Source organism: Methylobacterium amylolyticum (assembly GCF_030700245.1).
Classification (GTDB): Bacteria; Pseudomonadota; Alphaproteobacteria; order Rhizobiales; family Beijerinckiaceae; genus Methylobacterium.
Window position 1 is genome coordinate 214,519 of sequence record NZ_JAUYZI010000003.1, and the last position, 17,746, is coordinate 232,264.

General features: G+C 73.3%; 14 protein-coding genes and 1 pseudogene. 8 read left to right on the forward strand and 7 right to left on the reverse strand.

Annotated elements, in window-relative coordinates; translation table 11 throughout:
* Positions 1-34: 34 nt before the first annotated feature.
* The 3 genes from Q8W71_RS04155 to Q8W71_RS04165 all read right to left on the reverse strand — a co-directional run bounded on the left by Q8W71_RS04155 (position 35) and on the right by Q8W71_RS04165 (position 3,495).
* Positions 35-2,131, reverse strand: a complete 2,097-nt coding sequence (locus tag Q8W71_RS04155) for a cytochrome C oxidase Cbb3 (RefSeq protein ID WP_305524062.1) — start codon at positions 2,129-2,131, stop codon at positions 35-37.
* Between the two features lie 94 nt (positions 2,132-2,225).
* A complete protein-coding gene (locus Q8W71_RS04160; RefSeq protein ID WP_305524063.1) occupies positions 2,226-3,167 on the reverse strand; it encodes a 2-hydroxyacid dehydrogenase in 942 nt (313 codons plus the stop codon).
* Between the two features lie 58 nt (positions 3,168-3,225).
* Positions 3,226-3,495 carry a hypothetical protein gene (locus Q8W71_RS04165; protein WP_305524064.1) on the reverse strand — a complete coding sequence of 90 codons (270 nt, stop codon included), beginning with the start codon at positions 3,493-3,495 and terminating at the stop codon, positions 3,226-3,228.
* Between the two features lie 158 nt (positions 3,496-3,653).
* On the opposite strand from Q8W71_RS04165, the gene Q8W71_RS04170 reads away from it, so the two are divergent.
* Entirely contained in the window at positions 3,654-5,126 is a 1,473-nt protein-coding gene (locus Q8W71_RS04170; RefSeq protein ID WP_305524065.1) for an MFS transporter, read from the forward strand.
* A gap of 16 nt (positions 5,127-5,142) precedes the next feature.
* Here the strand turns inward: Q8W71_RS04170 and Q8W71_RS04175 are convergent, their stop codons facing one another.
* Positions 5,143-6,150, reverse strand: coding sequence for a glucokinase (locus tag Q8W71_RS04175; protein WP_305524066.1), 1,008 nt, complete (start codon positions 6,148-6,150; stop codon positions 5,143-5,145).
* A gap of 75 nt (positions 6,151-6,225) precedes the next feature.
* Entirely contained in the window at positions 6,226-6,969 is a 744-nt protein-coding gene (otsB, locus tag Q8W71_RS04180; RefSeq protein WP_305524067.1) for a trehalose-phosphatase, read from the reverse strand.
* A 103-nt stretch (positions 6,970-7,072) separates the two neighbouring features.
* On the opposite strand from otsB, the gene Q8W71_RS04185 reads away from it, so the two are divergent.
* The 3 genes from Q8W71_RS04185 (at position 7,073) to Q8W71_RS04195 (ending at position 13,105) form a co-directional block, all read left to right on the forward strand.
* Complete coding sequence (locus tag Q8W71_RS04185; RefSeq protein ID WP_370875331.1) at positions 7,073-7,588, forward strand: DUF427 domain-containing protein; 516 nt, start codon at positions 7,073-7,075, stop codon at positions 7,586-7,588.
* An 88-nt stretch (positions 7,589-7,676) separates the two neighbouring features.
* A complete protein-coding gene (locus Q8W71_RS04190) occupies positions 7,677-8,900 on the forward strand; it encodes a serine hydrolase domain-containing protein (protein WP_305524068.1) in 1,224 nt (407 codons plus the stop codon).
* Between the two features lie 137 nt (positions 8,901-9,037).
* Positions 9,038-13,105 carry a Pls/PosA family non-ribosomal peptide synthetase gene (locus tag Q8W71_RS04195; protein WP_305524069.1) on the forward strand — a complete coding sequence of 1,356 codons (4,068 nt, stop codon included), beginning with the start codon at positions 9,038-9,040 and terminating at the stop codon, positions 13,103-13,105.
* A 22-nt stretch (positions 13,106-13,127) separates the two neighbouring features.
* On the opposite strand, the gene Q8W71_RS04200 is transcribed toward Q8W71_RS04195, so the two are convergent.
* Both Q8W71_RS04200 and Q8W71_RS04205 read right to left on the reverse strand, forming a co-directional pair.
* Positions 13,128-13,421 (reverse strand): DUF6356 family protein, encoded by a 294-nt coding sequence (locus Q8W71_RS04200; protein WP_305524070.1) that lies wholly within the window; start codon positions 13,419-13,421, stop codon positions 13,128-13,130.
* A 99-nt stretch (positions 13,422-13,520) separates the two neighbouring features.
* Complete coding sequence (locus Q8W71_RS04205) at positions 13,521-13,754, reverse strand: hypothetical protein (protein WP_370875332.1); 234 nt, start codon at positions 13,752-13,754, stop codon at positions 13,521-13,523.
* Positions 13,755-13,919: 165 nt separating this feature from the next.
* On the opposite strand from Q8W71_RS04205, the gene trpA reads away from it, so the two are divergent.
* The 4 genes and pseudogenes from trpA to Q8W71_RS04225 all read left to right on the forward strand — a co-directional run.
* Positions 13,920-14,786 (forward strand): tryptophan synthase subunit alpha, encoded by an 867-nt coding sequence (gene trpA / locus Q8W71_RS04210; protein ID WP_305524071.1) that lies wholly within the window; start codon positions 13,920-13,922, stop codon positions 14,784-14,786.
* A 77-nt stretch (positions 14,787-14,863) separates the two neighbouring features.
* A complete protein-coding gene (gene accD, locus Q8W71_RS04215; protein WP_305524072.1) occupies positions 14,864-15,763 on the forward strand; it encodes an acetyl-CoA carboxylase, carboxyltransferase subunit beta in 900 nt (299 codons plus the stop codon).
* Positions 15,764-15,773: 10 nt separating this feature from the next.
* Positions 15,774-17,099 (forward strand): bifunctional folylpolyglutamate synthase/dihydrofolate synthase, encoded by a 1,326-nt coding sequence (locus tag Q8W71_RS04220; RefSeq protein ID WP_305524073.1) that lies wholly within the window; start codon positions 15,774-15,776, stop codon positions 17,097-17,099.
* Between the two features lie 265 nt (positions 17,100-17,364).
* Positions 17,365-17,746 (forward strand): annotated as a pseudogene (locus Q8W71_RS04225) (porin family protein); the annotation flags it as partial.

The window sequence follows — 17,746 nt, forward strand, 5'->3', positions numbered from 1 at the left end:
GCACGCGTCCGCGGCGAGCCCCCGCGGCCGCCCGTCACGGCGTCGGCGCCGCCTCGGTGAGCCGGTCCACGGAGAGCAGGTAGGCGACGAGCGCCCCCTGATCGGCGGGCGAGAACCCGGCCCCCGCATCGGCCCAGTAGGCGTGGCCCTCGCCGGTCACGCGCGCCGTCCGCCCGGTCGCCGAGGCCCGGTTCGCCGCGATCACCCGCGCCCGCAGATCGCGGTCGACCAGGGCGCGCAGGCTGTTGGCGGGGTCGGGCGCCACGCCGCGGCCGAGGGTGCCCGGCACGCCGAGCTGGCGCTCCGCGTCCGGCCCGACCGCGACGCCGGCATCGTGCAGGTAGGGCGCGCTCCAGGCGAGGCCGACGAGGTTCGGGACCTTGTAGCCGCCTCGCGTGCCCGCCTGCCCCCAGGCGAGCTGCACCTGCGCGAGCCTGTCGCCCTCCAGCGGGATCGGCACGATCGTCGGGTTCGGCGGCAGCGGGAAGGGCGTGTCGGTGGCGAACATCGCCGGCTCGGAGAGGCGCGCGCCCATCTTCGCGCCGGCCACCGCCCGGGTCGGCTCGGTGCCGATCTCCTCTTCCGGGATCACGCGGTGGTTCGTGAGCGCCGGCCCGGAATGGCAGCCGGCGCAGCCCGCCTGCTCGAAGACGGCACGGCCGGCCTTCGCCGCGGCCGGATCGCCCCCGTCGGCGGGCGGGCGCAGCAGGTTCTGGAAGGCCGACATCGCGTTGTTGGCGTGGTTGGCCGGCTCGCCGGGCACCGAGGCGAACATGCCGTTGTCGGTCATGTAGTTCGTCGCCGGGTAGGTCGGCAGGGTCGCGTAGCTGTTGAGCCCCGGCGAGCCGGGCGTGGGATCGACGGAAGCCAGCACCTCCGAGGGTTTGCGGGCACCCGCCGGATCGTAGCGGAAGGCGGGCGTCGCCGCCCCGCGCAGCACGATTCCGAGATACCGCTCGGGGTCCATCCCGAACAGCCACGGGGCGGCCGCGGCGAGCTGCGTCGTGTCGGAATTGGCGGCGTGGACGTTGTTGTTGAGCGAGGACAGACCGCCGAACGGGCCCACCGCCTCGCGCCCGCTCCACGAGTAGGGCTCGCCGTGGGCCGAGAAGCTCGATGGGATCGAGGTCGGGTTGGTCACCCGGTCGGCGGAGGAATCGAAGCTGCCCGGCGGCCAGCTCGCCACATGCACCTTGGTCGCCGCCTCCACGGTTGCCGCGTCGGGCAGCGCCGGGCCGGTGCCGGTCGCGCCGGTGTGGTCGGGATCCCCGGACTTGGGGTTTCCGGACTTGGGGTTTCCGGACTTGGGGTCTCCGGACTTGGGGTCTCCGGACTTGGGGTCCCCGGACTTGGGGTCCCCGGACTTGGGGTCCCCGGACTTGGGGTCCCAGGACTTGGGGTCCCAGGACTTGGACGCGTCGGCCTCCGGCACGCTGGCGTGCATGAAGTAGGCGGAGGAGTTCTTGGCGAGCGCCAGCAGCAGGCCGGCGTTGAGGTCGGCGTTCGGCGCGCCCTCCACCACCTTGCCGGTGCCGGGATCGACCGCGGCGTGGCACAGGGCGCAGGTGATGCCCATGCGCAGGTGCCCGCGGTCGTAGAACGCCCGGATGCCGAGCACGAACGACCCGCCCCGCGGCACGTCGAGCCCGGTCGGGATCAGCTCGCCCGTCCGGTAGACCCGGTCGCCGACCCGGACGTCGCGCGCCATCGCCACCTGGAGGTTGTTGGTGCCGGCCCCCCGCAGCCGGGCCACCGCCAGCGCCACCTCCTTGGGCGTCAGCCCGCCGTCGAGCATGCCCATCACGTCCGTGAGGAACACCTCGTTGCCGAACGTCTCCCCGTAGAAGGCCTGCCGCCCGCGCTCGACCAGCGCCTCGTCGATCGCCACCGCCCCGGCCTCGGGCGAGAGCTGGCGGCGGCCCGCGTCGGTGGCCTTCAGACGCTCCGCCTCCGCGCGCGAGACCCGCCGCCCGAGCACGTCGTAGGCGGTCTGGAGCGGGTAGCGGTCCGGGTTCAGCAGGTCGGCGCGGTCGGGGACCGGCGCGTAGCTGAAGCGGCCGAAGGTCAGGACGGCGCCGCCCGCGAGGACGGCGACGCCGGCGGCGGCGAGGGTGCGGCGGGGCCAGCCCATGCGTGCGTCGTGGTCTCGAAGGGGACCGCCGCGGGAGCCGGCGGAGAGCCCGACCCCAACAGGTTGCGGCCGTGATGGTTCACCCGCTCCCGCCTCAGTAACCCCGCGCCGGATCGACGCCCGACGGCGGCTGCCCGGTCTCCCGGTAGGCGCGGATGTTGGCGGCGACCGTCGCCGCGGCCGAGACCATGTCGGTCGGCCCGGAGATGTGCGGCAGCACGGTCACGCCCGGGTGCGCCCACAGGGGCGACTCGGCCGGAAGCGGCTCGGCATCGAACACGTCGAGCACCGCGTGCGACAGGTGGCCGGCATCGAGGGCGGCGATCAGGTCGGCCGTGACCACCACCGGCCCGCGGGCGAAGTTGATCAGCGCCGCGCCCGGCCGCATCAGGGCGAGCCGCCCCGCGTCGAGCAGCCCGCGCGTCTCCGCCGTCAGCGGCACGAGGCAGACGAGGATGTCGCTGGCCCCGAGCAGCGCGGTCAGGCCGTCCGGCCCGTGGACCGTCCGGATCCCCGACACGTCGCGCGGGGCGCGCGTCCAGGCGGTCACCGGGAAGCCCGCCCCCGCGAGCCGCTCCGCCGCCGCCGTCCCGAGGGCGCCGAGCCCGAGCAGGCCGACGGCGACCGAGGACGGCCTGCGATAGCTGCGCGGCCGCCAGACGCCCGCCCGCTGCTGGCGGGCATAGGCCGGCATGTCGCGCTGGAGGTAGGAGGTCCAGGCGAGCACCGCCTCGGCCATGGTCCGCGCCAGCTCCGGATCGACGAGGCGGACGATCGGGATCGGCCGGTCGAAGGTGCCGACCAGGCGCTCGACCCCGGCCCACAGGCTCTGCACCCAGGCGAGCCCGGGGAGCGCCGCGACCTCGGCCGGATTGGGGTTGGCCACCACGGCGACCCGCGCGGCCGCGCGCTCCGCCGGGCTCAACTGGCGGAACGGCACCAGCCGCTCCTCCGGCATGGCGGCGGTCAGCGCGGCCAGCGCCTCCGCCTCCTCCGCCGCGTCGACGCGCGCCACGAACGCAAGGGGCTCGGCCATCACACCTCCGCACGCCTCTCTCCGCGGGCGACCGCGGCTGCAGTGCGTAGCAAAGAAATCAGCGCGCCTCGACCAGGGCCGGGTAGACGAGGCGGACGTTGCGGCGCTCCTCGGGGATGACCGTGGCGGTCCGCTTCCGCGGGGCGGCCGCGGCGGCCGGCACGATGGCGGCGACCTGCGTCGGCCGCAGGCGCCAGCGCTCGGCGCCGGTCATCGGCACCGGCGGCCTCGGCCGTTCGAGATGGACGTCGTCGCCCCGGGTCGGGACGGTGGCGAGACCGGCGAACGTGGTGGCCGCCAGGATGGCGAGCCGGAGCCAGGATTTCATGGTGGAACACCCCGAAGATCAGGGTTCCAGATCTCGCCCGGCGGCGGTGAAGACCGGATCGAACCGAATCGATTCCCGAGCCGTTCCCAACACCTGCGTTGAGTCGCGGTAAATGCCGGCTCAGAAGGCACGGTAAACAGCTTCGGGGGAGCGACGGAATGGCGACCAAGGTCGAGGGGGCAGCCGGCACGCCGGAGCGCGCGGAGGTCGGCAGCATCGTCGACACGGATATCGCCGGGCGGCTCGACCGGCTGCCGTGGGGCCGCTTCCACGTCCTCGTCATCGTCGCGCTCGGCATCACCTGGGTGCTCGACGGGCTGGAGGTGACGCTGGCCGGCTCCCTGGTCGGGGCGCTGCGCCAGCCGCCGATGGCCTTCTCCGAGTTCGACGTGGGGCTCGCCGCCTCGTCCTACCTCGTGGGCGCGGTGACCGGCGCGGTCGGCTTCGGCTGGCTCACCGACCGGATCGGGCGAAAGAAGCTGTTCTTCATCACGCTCGCCCTCTACCTGTGCGCCACCGCGGCCACCGGCCTGTCGTGGAATATCTACAGCTTCTGCCTGTTCCGCTTCCTCACCGGGGCGGGGATCGGCGGCGAGTACACGGCGATCAACTCCACCATCCAGGAACTCGTGCCGGCCAACGCCCGCGGTTGGACCAACCTCGTCATCAACGGCTCGTTCTGGATCGGCGCGGCGCTCGGCTCGTTCATGTCGATCGTGCTGCTGCGGCCCGAGGTGATCGACCCGGCCTGGGGCTGGCGGGTCGCCTTCTTCACCGGCGGCGCCATCGGCCTCGTGATCCTGCTGCTGCGGACCTGGATCCCGGAGAGCCCGCGCTGGCTCGCCACCCACGGCTACACCGCCGAGGCCGACCGGGTGGTCTCGGGCATCGAGAAGCGGTTCACCGACCAGGGCGTCACCCTGCCGCCGCCGGACCCGAAGAAGCACACCCGGATCCGGGTCCGCCACCACACCCCGCTCTCCGAGGTGGCCAAAGCGATGTTCGTCGACAGCCGCAAGCAGACGCTGGTCGGCCTGTGCCTGATGATCGGGCAGGCGTTCTTCTACAACGCGCTGTTCTTCACCTACGCGCTGGTGCTGGAGCGGTTCTACGACGTGCCGGGCGGCAATGTCGGCTGGTACCTGCTGCCGTTCGCGCTCGGCTCGTTCCTCGGCCCGGTGGTGCTGGGGCGCTTCTTCGACACGGTCGGGCGCCGGCCGATGATCGCCTTCACCTACGGCATCTCGGCTCTGCTCCTCGTCGGCGCCGGCTGGCTGTTCCAGATCGGCGTGTTCGGACCCGTGGGGCAGACGGTGGTGTGGATGGTGGTGTTCTTCTTCGCCAGCGCCGCGGCCTCCTCCGCCTACCTGACGGTGGCCGAGACCTTCCCGCTGGAGATCCGCGCGCTCGCCATCGCCGCCTTCTACGCGATCGGCACGGGGGTCGGCGGCGTCTCGGGCCCGCTGCTGTTCGGCACGCTCGTGGAGTCGGGCTCGCGGGAGTACGTGTTCGGGGGCTACCTGCTCGGCGCCGCCCTGATGGCGGTGGCGGCCGTGGTCGGCGGGGTCTGGGGCACCGCCGCCGAGGGGCGTTCGCTGGAGGACGTGTCGAAGCCGCTCGCCTCGGCGTGAGGCGGTGGCGGGAGCCCTACGCGGGCTTCCGCCACACCTGCCCGTGGTACACGAATTTCTCCCCCTCGCTCGCCAGCGCCGCGAGGCCGTTGAAGGCCGGGTCGTGGACGGTGATGACGCTCGTCGGGATGCCCTTCATCATCGCCGCGAACGGCGCCTTGCGCTCGAACGCCGCGCGGAAGCCGCTCTCCTCCAGGACCTTCACGATCCGCGGGGCGATGCCGCCGCCGATATAGACCCCGCTGGTGGCCAGGAAGGTCAGCGCGAGGTCGCCGCAGACCCGCCCGAGCAGCCGGGCGAACAGGGCGAGCGCCTCGGCGGCGTGCGGGTCGGAGGCGTTGAGGCCGGCCTCGGTGACGGCGGCCGGGTCGATCTTGTCGTGCGGCTGGCCGGTGCGGACATGGGCGACCGCCGCGTGCAGCCGCGCGAGTCCGGGTCCCGACAGCACCGCCTCGACGGTGATCCGGTCCGCGACCCGCTCCAGGGCATGCCAGACCTTCTCCTCGAAGGCGTCGACCGGCCCGAGCTCGGTGTGGCCGGCCTCGGTCGAGACGATGGCGAGGTGGGCGGAGTAGGGGATCAGCGCCGCCGCGCCGAAGCCGGTGCCGGGTCCGAGCACGACCCGGGCGCCCCCCGGGACGCGCGGGCAGTGCCCGACCGGCGTGAGGTCGTGGGGCTCGATCCCCGCCGCGCCCGCCGCGACGGGCACGTAGTCGTTGACGACCACCGCGGTGGACAGGCCGAAATCCCCGGCGATCCGCTCGCCCGCGATCGTCCAGTGCGCGTTGGTGAGCCGGATCTCCGGCCCGTCGACCCGGCCGGCGATGGCCAGGATCGCGGAGCGCGGCGGGGCCGACCGGTCGCCGTCCTCGGCGAGCGCCGCGCGGATGGCGCTCGACGGGTCCGGATGGTCGGCCGTGGCCTCGTGCGCGAGCAGGCGGGGCTCGGCGCCCTTCTTCTCGACGAGGGCGAACCGGGCATTGGTGCCCCCGATATCGCCGACGAGGACCGGAAACTCGAACATCGCCACCTGCTCCCGTTCCGCGCCGGACCCGGCGCCAAGCTGGATTCTCGCATGTTAGACGGCCGAGCGGGCGTCTCAAGCCGGCGGCAGCGCCTCGGGGTCGATGGCCGCGCCGTCCGCCCAGCCCCGCAGCAGGGCGCGCACCGCCGCCGGATCGGGCAGGCGGCGGGCGGCGACCGTCTCGCCGTCGCCGACCCGCACCGCCACGCCCCCGTCCTCCGCGACGCTCGCGAAGGCGATCTCGTCGGTCTTGTCGTCGCCGAGGAACACCGCCCGGCGGCCCGCGTAGGGCGCGCGCTCCATCAGGCCGCGGATGGCGTGGGCCTTGGTCGCCTGCGCGGGCACGATCTCGCCGACCGCCTTGCCGAGCTGGAGCCGGTACGCGCTCCCGAGCGACCCGGCCGCCGCCCGCACCAGCGCCTCGGCGCGCGCGGTCTCGGCCGGGCCGGCGAGGCGCCAGTGCACCGCCACCGAGGCGCCCTTGTCCTCGATCAGCACGCCGTCGAGGGCGGCGGTCTCCGCGTTGAGCCGCTCGACCTGCCGGCGCAGCTCCGGATGATCCTCCGGCCGGCCGCCGGACAGCGCGCCGTCGACCCGGCGCTCCACCCCGTGCAGCCCGGCCGCGTCGAACAGCGCGGGCGCGAGGAACCCGTCGATCTGCGCCACCGGCCGCCCGGTGACGATCGCCAGCGCCCCGCCGAGCCGGTCGCGCAGCCGCTCCAGCGCGTCGACGAGGCCCGGCTCGACGCGCACCGCGTCCGGCCGCGGGGCGATGTCCACGAGCGTCCCGTCGAAGTCGAGGAAGAGGGCGATGTCCATCGCGGCGGTCCCGGCTGGCTGATGGCCCCGGCTATCACGGGACGCGCCCCCGCGGAACGGCGGCGCCGCCGCCCTATGTGAGGGCGCGAGACAGAAGCGTGACATGCGCGAGAGGATCGAGATGCGCCGACCGGTCCCGGACCCGGTCTCTCCCGGCGAGGAGAGCGTGTGGGCCTATCCCCGCCCGCCGCGGCTGGAGCCGGTCGGCCAGCGCCTCGCCGTGATCCTCGGCGGCGCCGTGATCGCCCAGACCACCCGCGGCTACCGGGTGCTGGAGACGAGCCACCCGCCGACCTACTACGTCCCGCCGGGCGACGTGGCGGCCGGGGCGCTGTCGGCGCCGCGCCGGGGCGGGATCTGCGAGTGGAAGGGGCGGGCGGTGCTGTACGACGTGGCCGCCGGCGGCCGGGTCGCGCCGGGGGCGGCCTGGGCCTACCCCGACCCGACGCCGGACTTCGCGCCGATCGCCGGCTACGTCGCCTTCTACGCCGGGCCGATGGACGCTTGCTGGGTCGGCGAGGCCCGGGCCGAGCCGCAGCCCGGCAACTTCTACGGCGGCTGGATCACGCCGGGGATCGTCGGGCCGTTCAAGGGCGGCCCCGGCTCGATGGGCTGGTGAGCCGAGAGCCGGTGAGCCGAGAGCCGGTGAGCCGAGAGCCGGTGAGCCGAGAGCTGGTGAACCGAGAGCTGGTGAGACAGGAGACCCGATGAGCCTCTGGACCGAGACCGATCCCCGCGGCGCGGGCTTCGACCCCGAGCGTCTGGCGCGGGTCGTCCCCTGGATGGACCGGCTGGTGGAGGACGGGCGGCTCGCCGGCCTCTCCGTCACCGTCGCCCGGCGCGGGCGCGTCGCCTTCGCCCGAGCTTGCGGGCGGGCGGATCTGGCCCGCGACACGCCCTTCACCCTCGACACGGTGACGCGGATCTACTCGATGACCAAGCCGCTCACCTCGGTGGCGGTGATGCAGCTCTACGAGCAGGGCCTGTTCCAGCTCGACGATCCGGTCGCGCGCTTCCTGCCCGAGTTCGCGGAGATGCGGGTCGCGAGCGGCGGCAACCGGATGAAGGTCGAGACCGAGCCGGCGCGGCGCCCGATCACCATCCGCGACCTCCTCACCCACACCGCCGGCCTCACCTACGGTTTTATGGAGGCGACGCTCGTCGACGCGCTCTACCGCGAGCGCGGCATCGACTTCCTCGCCCGCGAGGGCACCCTGGCGGAGATGGTCGCGCGGACCGCCGCCGCGCCGCTGCTCGCCCAGCCCGGCACAGCCTGGAACTACAGCGTCGCCACCGACGTGCTCGGCCACCTCGTCGCCGTCGTCTCGGGACGCCCCTTCGCCGATTACCTGCGCGAGGCGGTGATCGCCCCGCTCGGCATGGCCGACACCGACTTCCACGTGCGGCCCGACCTGATGCCGCGGTTCTGCGCGGCCTACGCGTACGACCGGGAGCGGCGGCTCGCCCGGTTCGACGATTCCGTCGAGACGGTCTTCGCCGCGGCCCCGGCCATCGCCTCGGGCGGCGGCGGCCTCGTCTCGACGGCCGCCGACTACCACCGCTTCTGCCGGATGATCCTGGGTGGGGGCGCGATCGACGCAGCGCGGCTCCTCGGCCGCAAGACGGTGGCGCTGATGCTGGCCAACCACCTAGGGGGCGACCTCGCGGCGATGGGCACGCCGCGCTTCGCGGAGACCTCCTACACCGGCATCGGCTTCGGCCTCGGCTTCTCGGTGATGCTCGACCCGGCCCGCGCCCAGATCCTCGGCACCCCCGGCGAGGTCGCCTGGGGCGGCATGGCCTCCACCGCCTTCTGGATCGACCCGGCCGAGGATCTCGCCGTGGTGCTGATGACCCAGCTCGTCCCGTCCTCGGCCCTGCCGATCCGGCGCGAGCTGCGGGTGATGACCTACGCCGCGCTGGCGGACTGAACGGTCCCATTCAAGCGCGGTTCAAAGCTGCCTCGCTATCGGCACGTTCGGCGGGGTATAGGGCGCACCGGGGACGGGGCCGCGGGACGGGCGCCGGCCAGGGGGGCGCCGGCGCCGAGCCGGCAGCGGAGCAGCGGATGAGCGACCTCGCCGAGAAGACCCGGCCGGGACCGGGGGCCGAGGGCGGGCGCTCCCCCTCCGGCTCGGCCGTCCTGCGCGGCGCGCACCGGCCCGACCTGATCCGCGACGAGGTGCTGGCCGAGATCTTCCTGGAGTCGGCCCGCGCGCGGGCGGACCATCCCTGCCTGATCGACGGGGCTGCCGTCGCTCCCGGCGGCGCTCACCCGGCGCTCACCTACGCCGAGGTCGCCGCGCGCGCCGGGCGCATCGCCGCCGGCCTCGCCCACCGGGGCATCGGCCCGGGCGACGTGGTCGGCCTGTGGATGGCCCGGGGCCCCGACCTGCTGGTCGCCCAGATCGGCATCACCCTGTCGGGCGCCGCGTGGCTGCCGTTCGACGCCGAGGCGCCGGCCGACCGCGTGGGCGTCTGCCTGACCGACGCTGCCGCCAAGGCGCTGCTCGTCTCGCCGGCCCTGGAATCCGCCGCTCCCGATGCCGCGCCCGCCCTGACGCGCGATGCCCTCGACGCCGCGACCCCAACTGACGCCCCCGTGCCCGACCCGCGGGCGGCCGGGCTCACGCCGGAGCATCCGGCCTACCTGATCTACACCTCGGGCTCGACCGGCGTGCCGAAGGGCATCGTCATCAGCCACGCCAACATCTGCCACTTCCTGCGCTCGGGGAACGCGCTCTACGGCATGCGCGCCGACGACGTAGTGTTCCAGGGCGCCTCGGTCGCCTTCGACCTGTCGATGGAGGAGATCTGGGTCCCCTACCTCGTCGGCGCGACGCTGTTCGTCGCGAGCCCGGCGATGATGGGCGACATCGAGGCCCTGCCCGGCATCATCGCGGCCGAGGGGATCACGGTGCTCGACACCGTGCCGACCCTGCTCGCCATGATCACCGGCGACCTGCCGAACGTCCGCCTCGTGCTGCTCGGCGGCGAGGCGCTGCCCGAGCCGCTCGTCGCCAAGTGGGCGACCGGGACGCGCAGCCTGTTCAACACCTACGGGCCCACCGAGGCGACGGTGGTGGCGACCGCCGCGCAGATGCATCCGGGCGAGCCGGTGACCATCGGCGGCCCGATCCCGAACTACTCCGTCTACGTGGCGAGCGAGGATCTGCGTCTCCTCGGACGCGACGAGCCGGGCGAGTTGCTGATCGGCGGCCCCGGCGTCGCCCGCGGCTACCTCCAGCGCCCCGAGCTGACGGCGGAGAAATTCATCGCCAACCCGTTCGCCTCGGACGGCACCGACCCGGTGCTCTACCGCTCCGGCGACGCGGTCTCCCTCGATGGGGAAGGCCGCATCGTCTTCCATGGGCGCATCGACGATCAGGTCAAGATCCGCGGCTTCCGGGTGGAGCTCGGCGAGATCGAATCGCGCATCCGCGCGATCCCCGAGGTCAACCAGGCGGCGGTGGTGCTGCGCGCCGACGACGGCGTCGACCGGCTCGTCGCCTTCCTGATCCCCGAGCGCGGCCGGACGATCGACAGGGCGGCGCTGCGCAAGGACCTCGCGGGGCAGATGCCGCCCTACATGGTCCCCGGCCATTTCGAGGTGGCCGAGATCCTGCCGCGGCTCACCTCCGGCAAGGTCGACCGCAAGGCGCTCAAGGTCGCCCCGCTCACGGTGGTGGCGGCCGACGGCGAGCAGGAGCCCCCGGCCAACGAGACCGAGGCGGCGCTGGTGGCCGCCGCCAAGCAGATCTTCGGCGCCCAGCCGATCCCGCTGGAGGGCGATTTCTTCGCCGATCTCGGCGGCCACTCGCTGCTCGCCGCCCGCTTCGTCTCTGCGGTGCGCGAGACCCCGGCGCTCGTCGGCATCACCCTGCCCGACGTCTACGCGCTCCGCACGATGCGGGCGATGGCCGACGCGCTGATCGCCCGCAACGGCGGCGTCGGCGCGGCGGCGGCGACCCGGGACCTGAGCTTCGCGCCGCCGCCGCTGATGCGCCGGGCCCTGTGCGGGCTGGCCCAAGCCGTCGCGCTGCCGTTCGTGATCGCGCTCACCACCTCCCAGTGGCTCGGCATCTTCGTCACCTACCTGCTGCTCACCGGCGGCGGCCTCGGCTTCTTCGGCGAGCTGGCGGTGCTGCTGCTCGTCTACATCGGCATCAACGCCGTCACCGCGATGATCGCCGTGGCCGGCAAGTGGATCGTGCTCGGGCGGACGAAGCCCGGGCGCTACCCGCTCTGGGGCGTGTACTATTACCGCTGGTGGCTGGCGCAGCGGCTCGCGCCCCTCGTCCACATCAAGTGGCTCCAGGGCTCGCCCGCCATCGCGATCTACCTGCGGCTCATGGGCGCCCGGATCGGCCGCGACACCCTGATCTCGGACGCCGAGATCGGCGCTCCCGACCTGCTGAGCGTGGGCGACGGCGCCTCGCTGGGCGGGCGCCTCGTGATCGCCAACGCCGAGATCGTCGGCAACGAGCTGGTGATCGGTACCGTCGAGATCGGCGCCGAGGCGGCGGTCGGCACCTCCTGCGTGATCTCGCACGACACGGTGATCGGCCCCTACGCCGAGATCGCCGACCTGACCACGATCCCCACCGGAACCCGCGTCGGGCGGGCCGAGCGCTGGGACGGCTCGCCCGGCCGCCGGGTCGGCACCGCCGACCCCGCCGCCCTGCCCGAGGCCGCCGACGCGCCGCCTGCGCGCCGCGCCGCCTTCCTCGCCGCCTACATCCTGCTGCTCGGGGTCATCCCGGCGGTCGGCCTGCTGCCGATCTTCCCGGCGTTCTTCATCTTCGACCAGATCTCGGACTCGCTCTCCGACGTCACCGACGTCGACTACCACTGGTACCTGCCGATCCTGACGTGGCCGACCGCCATGCTGATGACGGCGGGCACCGTGCTGCTGATCGCGGGCATCCGCTGGCTGGTCCTGCCGCGGACCCGTTCGGGGACCTACTCGGTCCACTCCCTGTTCTACCTGCGCAAGTGGTCGCTGGCGCTCGCGGTCGAGGTGACGCTGGAGACGCTCTCCTCGCTGTTCGCCACGGTCTACATGCGGGCGTGGTATCGCCTGATGGGCGCGCGGATGGGGCAGGGGGCGGAGATCTCGACCAACCTCGCCGGCCGCTACGACCTCGCCGAGGTCGGCGCGCGCAACTTCATCGCCGACGAGGTGGTCTACGGCGAGGAGGAGATCCGCCGCGGCTGGATGCATCTCGACGCGGCCCGCACCGGCGCGCGGGTGTTCGTCGGCAACGACGCGGTGGTGCCCCCCGGCGCGGTCATCCCCGACGACGTGCTGATCGGCATCAAGTCGAAGCCGCCGGAGAACGCCGCGATGGCGCCGGGCGAGACGTGGTTCGGCTCGCCGCCGATCCGCCTGCCGGCCCGGCAGAAGGTCGATCTCGGCTCGACCGCCCAGACCTACGAGCCGGGGCTGTGGCCGAAGGTGCGCCGCGGCGTGTTCGAGGCGTTCGCGACCTCGTTCTCGCCGATGCTCTACATCACCCTCGCGATCACCGCGATCGACTGGTACTTCTACCCGGCGATCCTGTACGGCGACTGGTGGGGGTTGGCCGTCAGCTTCGTGGTCGTGAGCGTCGTCATCGCGCTGATCCAGTCCTCGGCGGTGATCGCGATGAAGTGGCTGCTGATGGGCGTCTACCGGCCCGGCATGCTGCCGATGTGGTCGTGGTGGGCGATGCGCACCGAGGCGATTGCCGTCGCCTACTGGGGCTTGGCCGGCAAGGTGCTGCTGGAGCACCTCCAGGGCACGCCGTTCCTGCCCTGGGTGCTGCGCCTGTTCGGCGTGAAGGTGGGGCAGGGCGTCTGCATGCTCACCACCGACATCACCGAGTTCGACTGCGTGACGATCGGCGATTTCTGCACGATCAACCGCGTCTCGGCGCTCCAGACCCACCTCTACGAGGACCGGATCATGAAGATCGGCCGGGTCGTGGTCGGGCGCGGCGTGTCGGTGGGGGCGTTCTCCACCGTGCTCTACGACACCAAGGTCGGCGACTACGCCCGGCTGCGCCCTCTCACGATCGTGATGAAGGGCGAGTCGATCCCCGCCAACACCGAGTGGGAGGGCGCGCCGGCGGTGCCGGTGATCCACGCCGCCTGAGGCCGGGGCGCCGGCCGCGGGCTCAGATCTCGTAGATCAGCCCCGGCTCGACCGCCGGGGGCCGGGCAGCGAACAGGTCCGGGCGGTGCAGCCGCCCCGACGGGCAGGCGACGCAGCGGCGGGTCATCCGCGCGTGCAGGCGCTTGACCGTCGCGCTCGCCGTGGTGGTGAACAGGAACGGGAACAGCGCGTGCGCGTAGGCGGCGAGCGCGGCGCCGGTGAGCGGCACCGCGTAGCTCAGCGAGGCGCGCATGTGCTGCGTGTAGGTCTCGCCGAGGGCGGCGGGATGGGCGGTGAAGAGGCGGCGGAGCGACATGGGGCGGGCTCCTCTCGTCGGGCGGTGACAGCCCGCTCAAGCCAGAAGCGGGCCATCACGGTTAACGGAGCGTGAAGGGGCCGCGGCGGCCCCTCGGCCTCAGGTCTTGTCCGCCTGCTCCGGATCCTGCCGGTTGGCGGCGTGGTCCTGGTACTGGTCGGTCTGCACCGCCTTGCCGTCGAGGCCGCGGGCGTCGCCGTGCCGGGACTTGTCGCGGTTGCTCAGCACGTCGTTCTCGCCGAGCACGCCCTCGGGCAGCTCCGTCATCGCGCCGCTGCCGGACCCCTTGCCGTGCCCGCCGGGACCCATGTGGTGCTTGTCGGCCTTGGCCATGTCATGCTCCTGCGGATGGTTCGCGGATGGTTCGGATGCCGGGAGATGGGGCCGGCGGGTCCCCGGGCAACCCGGGCGCCGGGCCGCGGGGGCCAACGCTTCACGGGACGGCACCGATGGTGTAGCGCGGGCGCGACCTTGAGGCCCTCCAACGCCGTCGGACCCATGACCCGCCCCGCAACGACGCGCTCCGCGTCGAGCCGCATCGACGCCGCCTTCGCCCGCGCCCGCGCGGAGCACCGGGCGGTGCTCGTCACCTACGTGATGGCGGGCGATCCCGACCCGGAGACCTCGCTGTCGGTGCTGAAGGCGCTGCCGGCCGCCGGCGCCGACATCCTGGAATTCGGCCTGCCCTTCACCGACCCGATGGCCGACGGCCCGGCGATCCAGGCGGCGGGACTGCGCGCCCTCAAGGCCGGGCAGGGCGTGGCGGGCACCCTCGATCTCGTGCGCCGGTTCCGCGCCGAGAACGGCGTCACGCCGGTCGTGCTGATGGGCTACTACAACCCGATCCACACCTACGGGGTCGCCCGCTTCCTCGACGACGCGCTGGCCGCCGGGGTCGACGGCCTGATCGTCGTCGACCTGCCGCCGGAGGAGGACGACGAGCTGTGCCTGCCGGCGCTGGACAAGGGGATCGCCTTCATCCGGCTCGCCACCCCCACCACCGACGAGCGCCGCCTGCCCGCCGTGCTCGCGAACACCGCGGGCTTCGTCTACTACGTCTCGATCACCGGCATCACCGGCACGGCGACGCCGGATTTCGGGGCGGTGGCGGACGCGGTCGCCCGCATCCGCCGCCACACCGACCTGCCGGTGGTGGTGGGCTTCGGCGTGAGGACCGGCACGCACGCCGCGGCGATCGCCAAGGGCGCCGACGGGGTCGTGGTCGGCTCGGCGCTGGTCGACGCGCTGGTCCGCTCGCTGGACGGCGAGGGCCGGGCGCAGGCCGGCAGCGTCATGGCGGTGGAGGGGCTGGTGCGCGAGCTGGCCGCGGGCGTGCGCGCGGCCGCCCGCGAGCCGGCGGCCTGAGGCGCGGGCCGGCCCCTGGCGGATCCGCCGCCGCTCCCTGATATCTGCCCGGGCTTGAACCACACGGACGCGTCGCGATGGTCGAACCGATGAACTGGATCACGGAGGTGGTGCGCCCCCGGATCAAGACCCTGTTCAAGCGCGAGACGCCGGAGAACCTCTGGGTCAAGTGCCCCGATACCGGGCAGATGGTGTTCCACAAGGAGGTGGAGGCCAATCACTGGGTGATTCCCGGCTCCGAGCACCATCTGAAGATGAGCGCCCAGGCGCGCCTCAAGATGATGTTCGACGAGGGCACGTGGATCGACGTGGCGTTGCCCGAAGTCGCCGCCGACCCGCTGAAGTTCCGCGACGAGAAGCGCTACGCCGACCGGCTCAAGGAGGCCCGCGCCAAGACCGGCCTGCAGGACGCGTTCAAGATCGGCTTCGGCCGGGTCGGCGGCCTGCCGATGACGCTCGCCGCGCAGGAATTCGGATTCATGGCCGGGTCGCTGGGCATGGCGGCGGGCGAGGCCTTCGTGCGCGGCGCCGAGACGGCGCTGGAGAAGCGCACCCCCTACGTGCTGTTCTCGGCCTCGGGCGGGGCGCGGATGCAGGAGGGCATCCTGTCCCTGATGCAGATGCCGCGCACCACCGTCGCCGTGCGCCGGCTCAACGCCGCGCGGCTGCCCTACCTCGTGGTGCTCACCAACCCGACCACCGGCGGCGTCACCGCGTCCTACGCGATGCTCGGGGATGTGCATCTGGCCGAACCCGGCGCGCTGATCTGCTTCGCGGGTCCCCGCGTGATCGAGCAGACGATCCGCGAGAAGCTGCCCGACGGGTTCCAGCGGGCGGAGTACCTGCGCGAGCACGGCATGGTCGATCAGGTGGTCCACCGCCACGCCCTCAAGGAGACGATCGCCCGGATCTGCGGCCTGCTGATGAACGTGCCCGAGCCGGTCCCCGCCGTCGAACCGGTCCCGGAACCGGCCTAGAGTCTCCTGCATGGACTCGTCCGATGCCCTGATGGCGCGGTTCCTGGCGCTGCACCCGCGCACGATCGACCTGTCGCTCGGGCGGATCGAGCGGCTGCTCGCGCGCCTGAACCATCCCGAGCGGCGGCTGCCGCCGGTGATCCACGTGGGCGGCACCAACGGCAAGGGCTCGACCATCGCCTTCATGCGGGCGATCCTGGAGGAGGGCGGCCTCTCGGCCCACGTCTACACCTCGCCCCACCTCGTGCGCTTCCACGAGCGCATCCGGCTCGGCGCCATCGGCGGCGGGCAGTTCGTGGCCGAGGACCGGCTGGCCGACGCGTTCTCGCGCTGCGAGGCGGCGAATGCCGGCGATCAGATCACCGTCTTCGAGATCACCACCGCCGCCGCCCTGCTGCTGTACGCGGAGCACCCCGCCGACGTGCTGCTGCTGGAGGTCGGGCTCGGCGGACGGGTGGATGCCACCAACGTGATCGACCGCCCCGCCTGCGCCGTCGTCACCCCGATCGGCCGCGACCATGCCGAGTATCTCGGCGACACCGTCGAATCGGTGGCGGGGGAGAAGGCCGGGATCTTCAAGCGCGGCTGCCCGGCGGTGATCGCCGCCCAGGACTACGCCGAGGCCGACGCCGTGCTCTGCCGCCGCGCCGAGGCGGTCGGCGCGGGGCCGATCCTGATCGGCAACCAGGATTTCTCCGTCCACGAGGAGCGCGGCCGCCTCGTCTACCAGGACGAGACCGACCTGTTCGACCTGCCGCGCCCGCGGCTCGCCGGGCGCCACCAGCTCGTCAACGCCGGCACCGCGATCACGGCCCTGCGCGCGGCCGGGTTCGGCGACATCGGCACCGCCGCCCTGGAACGCGGCCTGGAGCAGGTCGAGTGGCCGGGGCGGTTGCAGCGCCTCGGCCGCGGCCGGCTCGCGGCCCTGGTCGCGCCCGGGGCCGAGCTGTGGCTCGACGGCGGCCACAACATCGATGGCGGCCGGATCCTGGCCGCGGCGATGGGCGATCTCGGCGAGCGCAGCGACGCGCCCCTCGTCCTCGTCGTCGGGCTGCTCGGAACCAAGGACGCGGACGGCTTCCTGCGGCACTTCGTGGGCCTCGCCCGCGCACTGATCGCCGTGCCGATCACCGGGCAGATGGCGGCGCGCCCGCCCGAGGAGGTCGCCCAGATCGCCGAGCGGGCGGGTCTGTCCGCGCGGACCGCCCCGAGCGTGGAGGGGGCCCTGGCGCAGGTCGCCGACATCGCCTTCGAGCGCCCGCCCCGGATCCTGATCTGCGGCTCGCTCTACCTCGCCGGGCTGGTGCTCGCCGCGAACGGCACGCCGCCGACCTGAGCCGATTCGGCAGCCGCCCGGCGCCCGTCCCAGGGCCGGTCGGACGCGTCCCGACGATCGCCCCGGCGTGACCGCGTCCGGCGGGAGCTTCAACTATAGATCGCTATGTCAAAATCGGCTCTCGCCAGGGTGGAGGTCGCCGTCGACTGTCCTGACGCGATCCAATGGCCACGCTTTCCCCCCGCTGTGGCCGTGGCGCTACATCGTGGCGGCGGGACATCGCCTAGGGTCCGCGGCGATCGGGCTTTTGCTGGGGATCAGAGTAATGAAGAAGCTTTCCACCTCGCTTGTGATGTTCACGGCGCTCACCGCCGCCGCGTCCGCCGCGGACCTTCCGCGCCGCGCGCCGCCGCCGGTGTTCACGCCCGTCCCGGTGTTCACCTGGACCGGCGCCTACTTCGGTATCAACGCCGGCTACGCCTTCGACGCCAGCAGCAACGGCTCGCAGGGCTTCGTCCAGACCGCCGGCAACCCGGTCGTCCTCGGCCCGGGCGGCCTCGCGCCCTACCGCGCCCTGGCGCCGCTCGGCTCCACGCTGGTCTACTCCAACAGCAACCGTGAGGGCTTCTCCGGCGGCGGCCAGGTCGGCTACAACTACCAGTTCACCCCGGGCGCCGGCGTCGTCGTCGGTGTCGAGGCCGACGCCC

Coding starts and splice junctions, on each gene's coding strand:
- Q8W71_RS04155 (WP_305524062.1), bottom strand. CDS start 2,131: ATGGGCTGGCCCCGCCGCACCCTCGCCGCCGCCGGCGTCGCCGTCCTC.
- Q8W71_RS04160 (WP_305524063.1), bottom strand. CDS start 3,167: ATGGCCGAGCCCCTTGCGTTCGTGGCGCGCGTCGACGCGGCGGAGGAG.
- Q8W71_RS04165 (WP_305524064.1), bottom strand. CDS start 3,495: ATGAAATCCTGGCTCCGGCTCGCCATCCTGGCGGCCACCACGTTCGCC.
- Q8W71_RS04170 (WP_305524065.1), top strand. CDS start 3,654: ATGGCGACCAAGGTCGAGGGGGCAGCCGGCACGCCGGAGCGCGCGGAG.
- Q8W71_RS04175 (WP_305524066.1), bottom strand. CDS start 6,150: ATGTTCGAGTTTCCGGTCCTCGTCGGCGATATCGGGGGCACCAATGCC.
- otsB (WP_305524067.1), bottom strand. CDS start 6,969: ATGGACATCGCCCTCTTCCTCGACTTCGACGGGACGCTCGTGGACATC.
- Q8W71_RS04185 (WP_370875331.1), top strand. CDS start 7,073: ATGCGCGAGAGGATCGAGATGCGCCGACCGGTCCCGGACCCGGTCTCT.
- Q8W71_RS04190 (WP_305524068.1), top strand. CDS start 7,677: ATGAGCCTCTGGACCGAGACCGATCCCCGCGGCGCGGGCTTCGACCCC.
- Q8W71_RS04195 (WP_305524069.1), top strand. CDS start 9,038: ATGAGCGACCTCGCCGAGAAGACCCGGCCGGGACCGGGGGCCGAGGGC.
- Q8W71_RS04200 (WP_305524070.1), bottom strand. CDS start 13,421: ATGTCGCTCCGCCGCCTCTTCACCGCCCATCCCGCCGCCCTCGGCGAG.
- Q8W71_RS04205 (WP_370875332.1), bottom strand. CDS start 13,754: ATGGCCAAGGCCGACAAGCACCACATGGGTCCCGGCGGGCACGGCAAG.
- trpA (WP_305524071.1), top strand. CDS start 13,920: ATGACCCGCCCCGCAACGACGCGCTCCGCGTCGAGCCGCATCGACGCC.
- accD (WP_305524072.1), top strand. CDS start 14,864: ATGGTCGAACCGATGAACTGGATCACGGAGGTGGTGCGCCCCCGGATC.
- Q8W71_RS04220 (WP_305524073.1), top strand. CDS start 15,774: ATGGACTCGTCCGATGCCCTGATGGCGCGGTTCCTGGCGCTGCACCCG.